The 15110-nt window shown below is 72.9% G+C and carries 14 protein-coding genes; 3 read left to right on the top strand and 11 right to left on the bottom strand.

Features of this window, described 5'->3' with window-relative positions; translation table 11 throughout:
• Positions 1-176: 176 nt before the first annotated feature.
• The 3 genes from ACWCV3_RS07735 to bldG form a co-directional block, all read right to left on the bottom strand.
• Positions 177-2603 carry a sodium-translocating pyrophosphatase gene (locus ACWCV3_RS07735; protein WP_451219937.1) on the bottom strand — a complete coding sequence of 809 codons (2427 nt, stop codon included), beginning with the start codon at positions 2601-2603 and terminating at the stop codon, positions 177-179.
• A 334-nt stretch (positions 2604-2937) separates the two neighbouring features.
• Positions 2938-3375, bottom strand: a complete 438-nt coding sequence (locus ACWCV3_RS07740; protein WP_451219940.1) for an ATP-binding protein — start codon at positions 3373-3375, stop codon at positions 2938-2940.
• A 162-nt stretch (positions 3376-3537) separates the two neighbouring features.
• Positions 3538-3879: an anti-sigma factor antagonist BldG gene (bldG, locus tag ACWCV3_RS07745; protein ID WP_010986038.1), complete on the bottom strand. Its 342-nt coding sequence runs from the start codon at positions 3877-3879 to the stop codon at positions 3538-3540.
• Positions 3880-3956: 77 nt separating this feature from the next.
• On the opposite strand from bldG, the gene ACWCV3_RS07750 reads away from it, so the two are divergent.
• Positions 3957-6446: a DEAD/DEAH box helicase gene (locus tag ACWCV3_RS07750; protein WP_451219943.1), complete on the top strand. Its 2490-nt coding sequence runs from the start codon at positions 3957-3959 to the stop codon at positions 6444-6446.
• On the opposite strand, the gene ACWCV3_RS07755 is transcribed toward ACWCV3_RS07750, so the two are convergent.
• The 7 genes from ACWCV3_RS07755 to ssd form a co-directional block, all read right to left on the bottom strand.
• Complete coding sequence (locus ACWCV3_RS07755; protein WP_451219946.1) at positions 6443-6829, bottom strand: Rv3654c family TadE-like protein; 387 nt, start codon at positions 6827-6829, stop codon at positions 6443-6445. The two genes, ACWCV3_RS07750 and ACWCV3_RS07755, sit on opposite strands and share 4 nt — an antisense overlap.
• Positions 6826-7200 (bottom strand): TadE family type IV pilus minor pilin, encoded by a 375-nt coding sequence (locus ACWCV3_RS07760; RefSeq protein ID WP_451219949.1) that lies wholly within the window; start codon positions 7198-7200, stop codon positions 6826-6828. Before ACWCV3_RS07760 ends, ACWCV3_RS07755 begins: the two co-directional genes overlap by 4 nt.
• A complete protein-coding gene (locus ACWCV3_RS07765; protein WP_451219952.1) occupies positions 7187-7387 on the bottom strand; it encodes a DUF4244 domain-containing protein in 201 nt (66 codons plus the stop codon). The genes ACWCV3_RS07760 and ACWCV3_RS07765 overlap by 14 nt, the downstream gene beginning before the upstream one ends.
• A gap of 66 nt (positions 7388-7453) precedes the next feature.
• On the bottom strand, positions 7454-8242 hold the full coding sequence (locus ACWCV3_RS07770) for a type II secretion system F family protein (RefSeq protein WP_451219955.1): 789 nt from the start codon (positions 8240-8242) through the stop codon (positions 7454-7456).
• Positions 8239-9114 (bottom strand): type II secretion system F family protein, encoded by an 876-nt coding sequence (locus tag ACWCV3_RS07775; RefSeq protein WP_451219958.1) that lies wholly within the window; start codon positions 9112-9114, stop codon positions 8239-8241. The genes ACWCV3_RS07770 and ACWCV3_RS07775 overlap by 4 nt, the downstream gene beginning before the upstream one ends.
• On the bottom strand, positions 9107-10294 hold the full coding sequence (locus ACWCV3_RS07780) for a TadA family conjugal transfer-associated ATPase (protein WP_451219961.1): 1188 nt from the start codon (positions 10292-10294) through the stop codon (positions 9107-9109). The genes ACWCV3_RS07775 and ACWCV3_RS07780 overlap by 8 nt, the downstream gene beginning before the upstream one ends.
• Positions 10291-11397, bottom strand: coding sequence for a septum site-determining protein Ssd (gene ssd / locus ACWCV3_RS07785; protein WP_451219964.1), 1107 nt, complete (start codon positions 11395-11397; stop codon positions 10291-10293). The genes ACWCV3_RS07780 and ssd overlap by 4 nt, the downstream gene beginning before the upstream one ends.
• Before the next feature lie 579 nt (positions 11398-11976).
• Here ssd and ACWCV3_RS07790 point away from each other — a divergent pair.
• The gene (locus ACWCV3_RS07790; protein ID WP_451219967.1) at positions 11977-12807 is read left to right on the top strand and encodes an HAD family hydrolase; all 831 of its coding nucleotides are present in this window, start codon (positions 11977-11979) and stop codon (positions 12805-12807) included.
• Between the two features lie 343 nt (positions 12808-13150).
• Here the strand turns inward: ACWCV3_RS07790 and ACWCV3_RS07795 are convergent, their stop codons facing one another.
• Positions 13151-13975: an oxidoreductase gene (locus ACWCV3_RS07795; RefSeq protein ID WP_451219970.1), complete on the bottom strand. Its 825-nt coding sequence runs from the start codon at positions 13973-13975 to the stop codon at positions 13151-13153.
• 129 nt (positions 13976-14104) lie between these two features.
• Here ACWCV3_RS07795 and ACWCV3_RS07800 point away from each other — a divergent pair, with 129 nt between their 5' ends.
• A complete protein-coding gene (locus ACWCV3_RS07800; RefSeq protein WP_451219973.1) occupies positions 14105-15085 on the top strand; it encodes an ATP-binding protein in 981 nt (326 codons plus the stop codon).
• Positions 15086-15110 lie beyond the last annotated feature (25 nt).

Genomic DNA, 15110 nt, shown 5'->3' on the forward strand with positions numbered 1-15110 from the left:
ACACGGCGGAACAGGACCATCCACACGATCGGTGCCCTATTAGAAGACTTTTGCGGTGCTTCGCACCATGCGAGAGAAGGCTCACGGCCGAGGGAGCGCGCCGGGCCTCCCCCGCACACACGAGCGGGCGGCGACGCGTCGCCCGCGTCGTCCGCCCGCCCGCCGGAAGGCCTCGTCTACGGAACCACCGCCGGTGGTGTGGAGTTGGGGACCTCGCCCTCGTCCTCGTCCTCGTCCTCGTCCCCCACCGCGATCCCGCGCCGCTTGGACACGTACACCGCGACGACGATCACCAGCAGGGCGAACACCGCGGCCAGGGCGCGGACGAGGATGCTGCTGCTTCCTCCGTAGGAGAACTTGATCACGGCGGGGGCGATGAGCAGCGCGACCAGGTTCATCACCTTCAGCAGCGGGTTGATCGCCGGGCCGGCGGTGTCCTTGAAGGGGTCGCCGACGGTGTCGCCGATCACCGTGGCCGCGTGGGCGTCGCTGCCCTTGCCGCCGTGGTGGCCGTCCTCCACCAGCTTCTTGGCGTTGTCCCAGGCGCCGCCGGAGTTGGCGAGGAACACCGCCATCAGCGTGCCCGCCCCGATCGCACCGGCGAGGAAGGCACCGAGGGCGCCGACGCCGAGGGTGAACCCGATGAAGATCGGCGCCAGCACGGCGAGCAGACCGGGCGTGGCCAGCTCGCGCAGGGCGTCGCGGGTGCAGATGTCGACGACCCTGCCGTACTCGGGCTTCTCCGTGTAGTCCATGATTCCCGGCCGTTCGCGGAACTGCCGCCGCACCTCGAACACCACCGAACCGGCGGACCGCGACACGGCGTTGATGGCGAGCCCGGAGAAGAGGAAGACGACCGCCGCGCCCGCGATCAGACCGACCAGGTTGTTGGGCTGGGAGATGTCCATCGACAGGGTGAGCGGCGACCCCGGCCCGCTGAGCCGCTCCCCCACGTCCCGCACTCCGGTGGTGATCGCGTCCCGGTACGAGCCGAAGAGGGCCGCGGCCGCGAGGACGGCGGTGGCGATGGCGATGCCCTTGGTGATGGCCTTGGTGGTGTTGCCGACCGCGTCCAGGTCGGTGAGCACCTGGGCGCCGGCGCCCTCTACGTCGGCGGACATCTCGGCGATGCCCTGCGCGTTGTCGCACACCGGGCCGAAGGTGTCCATGGCGACGATCACCCCGACCGTGGTCAGCAGCCCGGTCCCGGCGAGCGCGACCGCGAACAGCGCCAGCATGATCGAGGTGCCGCCGAGCAGGAAGGCGCCGTACACGCTGAGGCCGATCAGCAGCGCGGTGTAGACGGCGGACTCAAGGCCCAGCGAGATGCCGGAGAGGACGACGGTCGCGGGGCCGGTGAGCGAGGTGCGGCCGACGTCGCGGACCGGGCGGCGGGTGGTCTCGGTGAAGTAGCCGGTGAGCTGCTGGATGACGGCGGCGAGCAGGATGCCGATGGCCACGGCGACCAGCGCCAGCACCCGGGGGTCGCCGTCCTTGCCGCTGACCGCCGCGTCGGTCACCCCGGCCAGCTCGGAGTAGCGGCCCGGCAGGTAGACGTAGACGGCGACCGCGACCAGCGCGAGGGAGATCACGGCGGAGACGAAGAAGCCGCGGTTGATGGCGCTCATCCCGCTGCGGTCGGCGCGGCGCGGGGCGACCGCGAAGATGCCGATCATCGCGGTGACGACACCGATGGCCGGGACCATCAGCGGGAAGGCGAGCCCTGCGTCGCCGAAGGCGGTCTTGCCGAGGATCAGCGCGGCCACCAGGGTCACGGCGTACGACTCGAAGAGGTCGGCCGCCATGCCCGCGCAGTCCCCGACGTTGTCGCCGACGTTGTCCGCGATGGTCGCCGCGTTGCGCGGGTCGTCCTCCGGGATGCCCTGCTCGACCTTGCCCACCAGGTCGGCCCCGACGTCGGCCGCCTTGGTGAAGATGCCGCCGCCGACTCGCATGAACATGGCGATCAGGGCGGCGCCGAGGCCGAATCCCTCCAGCACCTTGGGCGCGTCGGCCGCGTAGACCAGCACCACGCAGGAGGCACCGAACAGGCCGAGGCCCACGGTGAACATGCCGACGACACCGCCGGTGCGAAATGCGATCTTCATCGCCTTGTGCGAGACGACGGTGAGATCCCTTTCCGCCTCGCCCTCTCCCGGAGTGGCCTCCCGGGCGGCCGCGGCGACGCGCACATTGCTGCGCACGGCGAGCCACATGCCGATATAGCCGGTGGCCGCCGAGAAAGCCGCGCCGATCAGGAAGAACACCGAACGTCCGGCCCGCTGAGTCCAGTCGTCGGCGGGAAGCAGCAGAAGCAGGAAGAACACCACTACGGCGAAAATGCCGAGGGTGCGCAACTGCCGCGCCAGATATGCCTTCGCACCTTCCTGGACCGCCTCCGCGATCTCCCGCATGCGTGCGGTTCCCTCGCCCGCCGACAGCACCTGGCGCACCAGGACGCCCGCGACGACCAGCGCCGCGAGGGCCACCGCCGCGATCACGGCGACCAGGGCGCGGTTGCCGTCCGTCAGGACGGCGGCCGCGAGGGACGCGGAGTGGGATGCGGAGTGACCCGCCTGACCAGGGATGAGTAGCCCCGCCATTCGTCCTCCTTGACGCTTGGACCGAGCTCAAGCTGTGGACGGACTTGTAGCTGCCCGATGGTGATCCCGATCGGCACGGTAAACAGAATTGCCCGCCTCTAACCCTTTAGCAAACGATCGGGTGGACGACCAGAGCACGAAACCCGGACGGAGTAACGCCCCTGAAGCATGTGATGTCGCAGCTTCATGGGCGCCATCTGCGGGAGTTTCCGTTCGTGAATTCCTTCACGTATCAGGGGCGGCCGGCGGCCCGGCCGAAAGTGGCCGGAACGACGCGAGGGGCCCTGCGGTGCAGGGCCCCTCGGAAGTCGTCCGGCGCGCGTGACGCGCGGTTTCAGATCAGTACGGTCGGCGGTGGGGTGGCCGGCCAGGACATGCGGATCAGTCCGCCGTTCTCGCCGGTGGTGACCTGGACGTCGTCCACGAGGCCGCTGATGACCGCGAGGCCCATCTCGTCCTCCTCGGCCTCCACGTCCGCGTCGGCGGCCGCGCCGCCCGCGACCCGCTCGGCGGGCACGGCGTGCGGGGCCTCGTCGCCGACCTCGATGGAGAAGAGCTTCTCCTCCTCGATCAGCGCCACCTTGACCGGCGCGGTGATGCCGACGCTCTGGTGGAGTCCGACCGCGCGGGAGCACGCCTCACCGACCGCGAGGCGGACCTCGTCGAGTACGGCCTCGTCCACTCCGGCCCTGCGCGCCACCGCGGCCGCCACCAGGCGGGCGGTCCGGACGTGCTCGGGCAGCGCGCTGAAGCGGAGTTCGACGGTGGCCATGCATCCCCCTCGCGTACTACGGGTGTGCGGTGCGGGACCGGGGCCGCCGAAAGCCCGCACCCCCACGATGGAACCTCCGCGCCTCGGACCGCTACGGGACCGGGCCGGAGTGGACCGGCGTCCGGACCGCCGAGACGGCCCGGACCCGGCTTACGACCCTGATCAGTCGGTGGCCGCCACCGCTTCCTCGACCGAGGTGTGGATCGGGAACACCTTGGTGAGGCCGGTGATACGGAAAATCTTCAGAATGCGCTCCTGGTTGCAGACCAGACGGAGCGAGCCCTCGTGGGCACGCACCCGCTTCAGGCCGCCGACCAGCACGCCGAGCCCGGTGGAGTCGAGGAAGTCCACGCCCTCCATGTCGACGACAAGATGGAAATTGCCGTCGTTCACCAGCTCGACCAACTGCTCGCGCAGCTTGGGCGCGGTGTACACATCGATTTCGCCACCGACCTCGACGACCGTACGATCGCCGACGGTACGGGTCGACAGGGACAGGTCCACGAATCCTCCAGCACCTTGCTATCGAGCGGTCGCCCCTCGGGACATCCCGGCTTGCGGCCCTTGGAACACCAGCCGCCATGGCATTCAATCACTTACCGGCAGGTGTGCACGACGCCTTGGCTCCATTGTCCGTCGAGCCGGTGACACACTCGGTGCCGATGGCCAAGAATCACCGACCCGATCGCCCCCAGCCGGACCCGGCGTCCCGCCCGTCCCCGGAGACGGTTCTGCACCGGCTCGCATCCGGTCCGAGCAGGTCCGCGCGCATCACTCATACGGAGCACCTGCCCCCGCGTGCGGGCCGCCATGCCCTCTGGCCGGACCGGATTCGCCCCGAGGTGATCGCGGCCGTCCGGGAGCGCGGGATCGAGCGCCCCTGGGCCCACCAGGCGCTCGCCGCCGAGCACGCCCTGGACGGCGACTCCGTGGTCGTCGCCACCGGCACCGCCTCCGGCAAGTCGCTGGCCTATCTGATGCCGGTGCTGTCCGCCCTGCTGGACGGCTCCGAGGCCCCGAACGGCCGGGGCGCCACCGCCCTGTACCTCTCCCCCACCAAGGCCCTGGCCGCCGACCAGTGCCGCGCGGTCCGGGAACTCGCCGCCCCCCTGGGCACCGCGGTGCGCCCCGCCGTCTACGACGGCGACACCCCGTTCGAGGAACGCGAGTGGGTGCGCCAGTACGCCAATTACGTCCTGACCAACCCGGACATGCTGCACCGGGGCATCCTGCCCTCCCATCCCCGCTGGTCCTCCTTCCTGAAGTCGCTCAAGTACGTCGTCATCGACGAGTGCCACACCTACCGGGGCGTCTTCGGCTCGCACGTCGCCCAGGTGCTGCGCCGGCTGCGCAGACTGTGCGCCCGCTACGGCGCCTCGCCCGTCTTCCTGCTGGCCTCCGCCACGGCCGCCGAGCCCTCGGTCGCCGCCCGCCGGCTGACCGGGCTGCCGGTGGTCGAGGTGGCCGACGACGCCTCCCCGCGCGGGGAACTCGTCTTCGCCCTCTGGGAGCCCCCGCTCACCGAGCTGCACGGCGAGAAGGGCGCCCCGGTGCGCCGCACCGCCACCGCCGAGACCGCCGACCTGCTGACCGATCTCACGGTGCAGGGCGTGCGCTCGGTCGCCTTCGTCCGCTCCCGGCGCGGGGCCGAGCTGATCTCGGTCATCGCGCAGGAACGGCTCGCCGAGGTCGACCGCTCGCTGGTCCGGCGTGTCGCCGCCTATCGCGGCGGCTACCTGCCCGAGGAACGCCGCGCCCTGGAACGCGCCCTGCACTCCGGCGAACTCCTCGGCCTCGCCGCCACTACCGCCCTGGAGCTGGGCGTGGACGTCTCCGGCCTGGACGCGGTGGTCATCGCCGGCTATCCGGGAACCCGCGCCTCCCTGTGGCAGCAGGCGGGCCGCGCCGGGCGCTCCGGGCAGGGCGCGCTGGCGGTCCTGGTGGCCCGGGACGATCCGCTGGACACCTATCTCGTCCACCACCCGGAGGCCCTGTTCGACCGCCCGGTGGAGTCCACCGTCCTCGACCCGGACAACCCCTACGTCCTCGCCCCGCACCTGTGCGCGGCGGCCGCCGAGATCCCGCTGACCGAGGCCGACCTCGATCTCTTCGGCCCCGTGAGCGCCGATGTGCTGGGCCAGCTGGAGGCCGCGAAACTGCTGCGCCGCCGCACCCGTGCCTGGCACTGGACGCGCCGGGAACGCGCCGCCGACCTGACCGACATCCGGGGCACCGGTGGCCCTCCGGTGCAGATCGTGGAGGAGGGCACCGGGCGCCTGCTCGGCACGGTCGATGCTGAGGCCGCGCACTCCGCCGTCCACGTGGGCGCGGTCCACCTCCACCAGGGCCGCACCTACCTGGTGCGCTCGCTCGACCTGAAGGACTCCGTGGCGCTGGTCGAGCAGGCCGACCCGCCCTACTCGACCGCCGCCCGCGACACCACGTCCGTCGCCGTCCTGGAGACGGAGACCGAGATCCCCTGGGGCTCCGGCCGCCTGTGCCTCGGCTCGGTCGAGGTCACCAACCAAGTGGTCTCCTTCCTGCGCAGACGCCTGATCACCGGTGAGGTGATGGGCGAGACGAAACTCGATCTCCCTCCCCGCACGCTCCGCACCCGCGCGGTGTGGTGGACGGTCACCGAGGACCAGCTCGACGAGGCCCGGATCAACCCGGAGATCCTCGGCGGCGCCCTGCACGCCGCCGAGCACGCCTCGATCGGCATGCTGCCCCTCTTCGCCACCTGCGACCGCTGGGACATCGGCGGGGTCTCGGTACCGCTGCACCCCGACACGCTGCTCCCCACGGTCTTCGTCTACGACGGCCAACCCGGCGGGGCGGGCTTCGCCGAGCGCGCCTTCCACACCGCCCGCGCCTGGCTGACGGCGACCCGCGAGGCCATCGCCTCCTGCGAGTGCGAGGCCGGCTGCCCGTCCTGCATCCAGTCCCCCAAGTGCGGCAACGGCAACGAACCGCTGCACAAGCGGGGGGCGGTACGGCTTCTGACGACGCTGGTGCGGGGGGCACCGCAGGAGGCGGAACCCGGCGGCACCGGGGTGGGCGGCGCGCGCTAAGGGCGGTCACTTTGCGGGGCCGGGCCCGGGGGCCCGGTGCCGGACGGGTCAGGGGGTCCCGCCCGGGCCCGTACCTCCGCCGCGAACGGTCCGTGGCCCGACCCCGCGCTCACGTCCGAGGTCTCACCGACGATCGCGCACCGCACCAGCCGCGCGCCCTGGGCCGACGCCACCCGGCGCCCCGCGTCGCACGCCGCGTCGGCTCCCTCGGCCCAGTGGTCCGCCGCCGCGAGCGCCGCCAGATCGGCCGCGCCGGCCGCCCGGTGCCGTACGGCGACCGCGTGCCCCAGGCCGAGCACGGCACCGAACACCGCGCACAGCAGGGCGATCACCCCGAGGCTCCAGACGGTGGCGGAACCCCGGTCGCCCTTCCGATGTCTCACGGCCCCTCCTCCCCGGCCCCCACCGCCTCCTCGGCGGCGGCCACGGCCTCCTCCCGTACCTCGAACGGCAGCCCCGTCAGCACCGGCGGTCTCGCCGCCACCGTCACGCGGACCTGTTCGCCCTCGCGGGTGACGCCGACCGTCGCCCCGCGGGGTGCCGCCTCTGTGGTGAGCCGGACCACCGCGTCGGGCGGGTCCTGGCGGGCGGCGGCGCGCGCCCCGGTGCGGGCGGCGTCCACGCACTGGATCTGGGTGGCCACGGCGAGCAGCCCCCAGACCAGCGCCATGGCGAACGCCACCAGCACCGACAGCACCACGGCCGCCTCCGCCGTCACGAACCCCCGGTCCGCGCCCCGTTCACATGCGCGCACTGAGCGCTCGCTTCACGATGCCCTGGAGTTCCGCCTTGACCTGGCCACTGGTGACGACCTCGTAGAGCAGCAAGGCGAATCCGACCGCCGCGATGATTCCCATGGCGTACTCCGAGGTCACCATTCCGGCGTCCTTGCGGCACCGTTCCCGCAGCAGCGCCCACGCCCTGCCGGTCTTTTCCCGCATCTCACGTTCCTTCCACCGAAGCTTCGTCGTCGTTGTCGTCGTTGTCGTGCGTGTCCTTGCGGTCGGTCAGGGTCCACCTCCTCCCGTCGCCCCGCCCGCGAGGCCGATCACCACGGGCAGGACGCCGGCCGCGATGAAGGCGGGCAGGAAGCAGAGCCCGACCGGCGCCGAGATCATCACGGCCGCCCTGCGCGCCCGGACCGTGGCCGCCCGTATCGACTCCGCCCGCGCGTCCGAGGCGAGCCGGGCCACGGGTCCGGCCGCGGGCAGCCCGGACCGGTCGGCCCGCTCCAGCAGGCGGGCCAGCGCCACGGCGCCGGGCAGGACCGTCAGCCGGGACCAGGCGTCCGCCGGTTCACCACCGAGCCGGGCCTCCGCCGCACCCCGCGCCAGCGCGTCGCCGACCGGCCCTCCGAGCGCCTCCCCGACCGCCTGGGCGGCGACCACGGGACCCGCTCCGGCCTCGATGCAGGCGGCCAGCAGCTCTGCGGCCAGGGGGAGTTGGCGTGCGGCGGCGACCGTGTCGAGAAGCTCCGCCGCCGGCCGCGCCGCCTCACGGTGTTCCAGCCACCGCCACAGCGCCACAGCGGCCCCGAGTCCCATCAGTGCGCCGAAGAATCCCCCGACCACCGCCCAGGCCCCACACCCGGCCCCGGCCACCGGCAGCCACTTACGGGCCGCGTCGGCGACAGCGAGGCGGTGAGCGGTCTCGGGCGGCTCCACGGCCAGCAGTCCCGCCACCCTCCGCCGTGCCAGGCGCCGTTGCCGCACCAGCTCCAGCCGCCGGGCCGCCCCGACGAGGGCGACGGCCATCCCCACGGCCGCCCCCAGGCTGTGGACGAACTCCTCCTTCATGCCGCCTCAGCTCCTCGCACGATCCGGGCCGCCCACCAGAGTCCTGCGCCCTCGAACACCGCTCCCGCCGCCAGACAGCCGAGGCCGGCGCCGGTGTGCAGCAGCACCCGGAGCGGGTCGGCGCCCATGGCCGCGCCCAGCAGCAGCCCGAACAGGGGCAGTACCGCCAGCAGCAGGGCCGTGGCGCGAGCACCGGACAACTGGGCTCGCAGATCGGCGCGTTGATCCCGTTCCGCCCGCAGCGCACCGTCCAGCCGGTCGAGGCCGGCCGCCAGCCCCGCGCCCTGGTCCACCGCCACCCGCCAGCAGGCGGCCAGCCCCAGCAGCCCCTCTGCGCCCGGCTGCCGGGCCGCCGCGGCGAGCGCACCAGGCACGTCGCCCCCGAATCGCGCCGCCGCGATCGCGGCGGCCTGCGCCTCGCCGAGGCCCCCGGAATCCCGCTCGGCCCGCAGGAGAGCCTCGCCGGGCTGCTGACCGGCACGGACCTCCCCGGCGAGCACCCCGCACAGGGCGATCACCGCGTCCGCCCGGCGTTCCCGCACCAGCCGGGCCCGCCTGGCCTTCCCCAACCGGCGCAGCACCGGCACCCCGGCGGCCCCGGCGACCACCGGAATGACCGAGGCCCCCGGAAGCGCCAGCGCCAGTCCCGCCACGAGCGACCACCACTCGGCGCCCACCCGGTCGTGCAGCCGCCGCAGCTCACCGAGACCCCGCTCCCACGGCGTCGGCCCGGGTCCCAGCCCTCCACCGCCCGCGAACAGCAGCCTCGCGCGCCGCACCCCCTGATGCCGCACGTTCAGCGCCCAGGCCACGCATCCGCCGCAGGCCAGCCCCGCGCCCAGCACCGCGTCTCCCAGCCCCACGTCAGCCATCGCCCTCGCCCCCGTCGGACAGCAGCCCCCGCAGCCGCCCCCAGCCCCGCTCCGGCACGAAGGCCCGCTCGCCCCACCGCAGCGCCGGTACCGTCCGGACCAGGCCCGAGGTGTCGCGCTCCAGGACATGGATCTCCGCGATCCGGCGCCGCCCGGCCCGGTCCCGTACCAGGTGGATCACCACCGAGAGCGCCGCCGCCAGCTGGCTGTGCAGCGCGGCCCGGTCGAGGCCGGCGGCCGTGCCCAGCGCCTCCAGGCGAGCCGGGACGTCGGCGGCCGCGTTGGCGTGCACGGTGCCGCAACCGCCCTCGTGGCCGGTGTTGAGGGCGGCCAGCAGATGCACCACCTCGGGGCCGCGCACCTCCCCCACGACCAGCCGGTCGGGCCGCATCCGCAGTGCCTGCCGGACCAGGTCCTCCAGGGTCACCAGCCCGGCGCCCTCCTGGTTCGCGGGCCGCGTCTCCAGCCGGACCACATGCGGGTGGTCGGGCCGCAGCTCGGCCGAGTCCTCGGCCAGCACGATCCGTTCACCGGGACCGACGAGCCCGAGCAACGCGCTCAGCAACGTCGTCTTGCCGGTACCGGTTCCGCCGCTGACGAGAAACGACAGCCGCGCTCCCACCAGCGCCCGCAGAAGCCCCTCCCCGCCCGGCGGCAGCGTGCCCGCGCGGGCCAGCTCGCCGAGGGTGAAGGCGCGGGGCCGGACCACACGCAGGGACAGGCAGGTGCAGCCGACCGCCACCGGGGGCAGCACCGCGTGCAACCGGGTGCCGTCGGGGAGGCGCGCGTCGGCCCAGGGCCGGGCGTCGTCCAGGCGGCGTCCGGCGACGGCGGCCAGCCGTTGCGCGAGCCGTCGGACCGCCGGGGCGTCCGGGAAGGTGACCGGGGTCAGTTCCAGGCCGCCGCCCCGGTCGACCCACACCCGGTCCGGCGCGGTGACCAGCACGTCGGTGACGTTCGGATCGGCCAGCAGCGGCTCCAGCGGGCCGGAGCCGACGAGTTCGGAGCGCAGATGCTCGGCCGCGCCCAGGACCTCGGCGTCGCCCAGCACCCGGCCCTGTTGGCGCAGCGCCTGCGCCACGCGCGCGGGGGTGGGGTCGGCACCGCTCTCGGCGAGGCTGCGCCGGACGCCGTCGAGGAGGGCCGCGCCATCGGCCCGGTCGAGTCCGGGGAGCGTCATCGGGGGCCTCCAGCCTCGGCCAGCGCCTGCTCCCAGAAGGCGGTGCAGAACCGGGACAGCGGGCCGCGTCCGCCCGCGCCGGGCGGTCTGGCGGTGCCTCGGGGCCGCAGCAGCGCGGGCTCGACGGGCACGGTGCCGATCAGCGGCAGGCCGAGCAGCCGGGCCACCTCGTCCCCGTCCAGACCCGGTCCGTACGGCCCCCTGACCGCGACCCGCACGTCCCTCACGACCATGCTCATGACGGAGGCGACCCGGCCGGCCGCGGCCAGCGCGCGCAGCTCCGCCGGGACGACGAGCACCGCCACGTCGAGCTGGGCCAGGGCTTCGGCCGCGCCGTCGTCCAGGCGGCGCGGGAGGTCGACCACCACCGTGCCGCCGCGCCGACGGGCGGCGGCGAGCACCGCGCGGACAGCCTGGGGCGGCACGGCCACGCAGTCGCCCCGGTCCCAGCTCAGCACGCGCAGCGCGTGCAGTTCGGGCAGCGATTCCTCCAGAGCGCCGCCGCCGACCCGGCCGCGCGAGGCGGCGAAGGCGGGCCAGCGCAGCCCCTTCGCGGTCTCGCCGCCGAGGAGCACGTCGAGCCCGCCGCCGAGCGGGTCGGCGTCCACGAGCAGAGTGCGCAGGCCCTGGTGGGCGGAGGTGACGGCGAGGGCGCAGGCCAGGGTGGAGGCCCCGGCGCCGCCCCGGCCGCCGATGACACCGACGGTGAGGGCGGGGCGGCCGACGCCCTCCGCCACGTCGGCGATGCGGTCAATGAGCCACTGCTCGCCGTCGGGCAGCACCAGCACATGGTCGGCGCCGATCCCGACCGCGCGTTTCCACACGTCCGGGTCGTCGTGGTCGCGGCCGACCAGGACCACTCCGCGCCGACGTGCGGCTCCGCGCACCCGGCGGGCGGCATCGTCCCCGACCAGCACGAGTGGCGCACCGTCCCATCCCCCGCCATGGTCCGGGACGCGGTGGTGGACTTCGGGTGTGGCGCCTGCCGCCGCGCACAGGCGCAGCAGATCGTCGAGGAGCGCCGCGTCCTCGGTGACGATGAGCGGTCGCCCCGGTCGTCCGGTGGTGGCCGAAGGCGGATCGTGCGCGACGGTTCCGGTCATGATGTTCCCCCTTCACTGCGACTTCCGCGCGGCTCTCTCGGCCGCGCGATTCCTGACATGTGGAGAACCGGTAAAGGTCTCCATATGAACGGCCGACGGAAACCGGCCAACCGCACTCCGCATTGCGATCCGGCCATGAACGGGCCCGGATCAGGAGCGCCGGGAATCACGATGGGGCGAACCGCGAAATCGTGTGGATCTTGGTCAAAAACTGTGTACGCCGGAGCGCCTGTGAATAATTTCGTCACTCATACCGGTGACGTCGGCACGCACCGTGTACGAGTTTCCGAGCGCAGTCCGGTGATTACTTTGAGTAATCAACTGCGGGCATGTCGAAAGGGCGGCCGCAGCCGCCCGAGGCCGGTCTCGTGCCGGCGGAAGAGGGGATGAAAACGCGTCCGGACATGCGACGACCCCCGCCGGGGGGGAGAGCGGGGGTCGTCCCCACGGCCGACTCGGGGGGGGAGGAGTCGGGCCGGGGTTAGCACGGTCGCGAACGATCCGTGACTTCCATGGTGTACCCGAGAGGCTTCTCAGGCAAACCCACGCGCCCCACCTTACGCCGAATGGTGGGCGCCTATGCTCGGGGACGTGGAAAACCACTCCTTGCCGCGCGCAGCCGCCTTCTTCGACCTGGACAAGACGGTCATTGCGAAGTCCAGCACGCTCACCTTCAGCAAGTCGTTCTACCAAGGCGGACTGATCAACCGCAGAGCGGCCTTGCGCACCGCATACGCCCAGTTCGTCTTCCTGGCCGGCGGTTTGGACCATGACCAGATGGAGCGCATGCGGGAGTACCTCTCCGCGCTCTGCCGGGGCTGGAACGTGCGCCAGGTCAAGGAGATCGTGGCCGAGACCCTGCACGACCTGATCGACCCGATCATCTACGACGAGGCCGCCTCCCTGATCGAGGAGCACCACACGGCCGGCCGGGACGTCGTGATCGTGTCCACGTCGGGCGCGGAGGTCGTGGAGCCGATCGGCGAACTCCTCGGCGCCGACCGGGTGGTGGCGACCCGCCTGGTGGTCGGCGAGGACGGCTGCTTCACCGGCGAGGTGGAGTACTACGCGTACGGTCCGACCAAGGCCGAGGCGGTCCGGGAGCTGGCCGCGTCCGAGGGGTACGACCTCGACCGCAGTTTCGCCTACAGCGACTCGGCGACCGACCTGCCGATGCTCCAGGCCGTCGGTCACCCGCATGCCGTCAACCCCGATCGCACGCTGCGCCGGGAGGCCGTCTCCCGCGGCTGGCCGGTACTGGAGTTCCGCAAGCCGGTGCGGCTCAAGCAGCGCCTGCCCTCGCTCCACGCGCCCCGCCCGGTGGTCGTCGCGGCGGCGGCACTGGGCGCGGCGGCCGCGACGGCGGGCCTGGTCTGGTACGCCAGCAGGCGCCGGAGCACGACCGTCTGACCGAAGGCCTCCCACTGCCCGTTTCGCCCGCTTCTGAACCGGAAAGTAAAGAAGTCCGGGCAGGGGTTTCGCTCCACGCGAGGTTGCAGTACAAAGGACTCACGGCCTGCGGGACCTGAGGACATCCGAGAGGATTCCCTGTCACTACGCATCTGGGCCCCACGGACCTCGCATGAACACCGGGCACCCACGCGACGTCGGACCGTCGATTACGGGCCTGCTGCACCAGGGCCGGGCAAAGACCCCGACCTGATGAGCAACATATCGAGGACGCTTGGTAACCCGGTGAACATGCCAGCGGCGGTACGAGGACCCTCGTACCGCCGCATCCATGTGTGAGGGGTCAGGCCGCTCCGCGCTGGAGGGCCTCACAGACCGCCGTCGACTCGCGTGCGCCCAGCTCGACCGCGCGCCCGCAGTGGGCGATCCAGGCCGCCATGCCGCCGGGGGTGCCGGAGACGTATCCGTCCAGCGCCGCGAGGTAGGAGGCGCGGCCCAGTTCGGCGTGGCCGACCTCGGCCGGGCACACCGACTTCGGGTCCAGGCCGCTGCCGATCAGGACGATGCGCTCGGCCGTGCGTGCCACCAGCCCGTTGTGGGAGGTGAAGGGACGCAGCGCGAGGATCTCGCCGTGCACCACGGCGGCCGTCACCAGCGCCGGCGCGGAGGACCCGGCGATGATCAGCTCCGCGAGGCCGTCCAGGCGTCCGGACACCTCCGGGGCGTCCGGCAGCGGCAGCTCGATGAGCGGCTCGTCGGCGAGTTCGCCCGCCTGGCGCGGCCGGCCCACCCCGTCGGTTTCGCTCGCGGCGGCCACCATGTGCAGCCGGGCCAGCACCCGCAGCGGAGACTGCCGCCAGATGGACAGCAGTTGCCCGGCCTCGGCGGTGAGCCGCAGGGCCGCGCCCATGACGCGCGCCTCGTCGCCGGTGCTGAAGTCGGTGCGGCGCCGCACCTCCTCCAGGGCCCAGTCCGCGCCGGACAGCGCCGCCGAGCCGCGGGCGCCGCGCAGCGCGGCCTCGGAGGTGATGGCGTTGCTGCGACGGCGCATGATCCGGTGCCCGTACACCCGGTCCACGGCCTTGCGCACGGACTCCACGGAGTCGGCCACGCCGGGCAGCGAGCCCAGGGCCGCGAGCGGATCTGCGGTCGCTCCTGTCGTACTCATGGGGTCGACCCTACGCGCCCGCGCCTCCGGGCGACCGGCGCCCCTTGTTCGGCCTTCACACCGCTCGAAGGAGTGATGTTCGCAGGCTTCCCAGCACATACAGCTACACCCTGACTACCCTTCGTGAACATGAAAATTGCTTTCGTCGGGAAGGGCGGCAGCGGCAAGACCACGCTCTCCTCCCTCTTCATCCGCCATCTCGCCGCCGCCGGAGCCCCGGTGGTCGCCATCGACGCGGACATCAACCAGCACCTCGGCCCCGCGCTCGGCCTCGACGAGGACCAGGCGGCGGCGCTGCCCGCCATGGGCGACCGGCTGCCGCTGATCAAGGACCATCTGCGCGGCACCAACCCGCGTATCACCTCGACCGAGACGATGATCAAGACCACTCCGCCCGGCACGGGTTCGCGGCTGGTCCGCTTGGGCGAGCCCGACGCGATCTACGACGCCTGCGCGTGCCCGGTGGAACTCGACGGCAGGGCCGTCCGCCTGATGGTCACCGGCCCCTTCAACGAAGCCGACCTGGGAGTCGCCTGCTACCACTCCAAGACCGGAGCGGTGGAGCTGTTCCTGAACCATCTCGTCGACGGCCCGGGCGAGTACGTGGTGGTGGACATGACCGCCGGCTCGGACTCCTTCGCCTCCGGCATGTTCACCCGGTTCGACATGACGTTCCTCGTCGCCGAACCGACCCGGAAGGGGGTCTCCGTCTACCGCCAGTACAAGGAGTACGCCCGCGACTTCGGCGTCACGCTGAAGGTCGTCGGCAACAAGGTCCAGGGCCCGGACGACGTCGACTTCCTGCGCGAGGAGGTCGGGGAGGACCTGCTGGTGACGGTCGGGCACTCGGACTGGGTGCGCGCCATGGAGAAGGGGCGTCCGCCGCGCTTCGGCCTGCTGGAGGACGGCAACGCCCGTGCGCTGCAGACGCTCCGGGCCGCCGCCGACGCGACGTACGGGTCGCGGGACTGGGAGCGGTACACCCGGCAGATGGTCCACTTCCATCTGCGCAACGCCCAGTCGTGGGGCAACGAGCGCACCGGGGCCGACCTGGCGGCGCAGATCGACCCCGGCTTCGTGCTCGGCGAGAGCGTGGCGGCTCCCGCCTGACACCCGCCGCTTCCCCGCCGCCCGA

It is taken from the genome of Streptomyces sp. NPDC001781 (genome assembly GCF_053596035.1).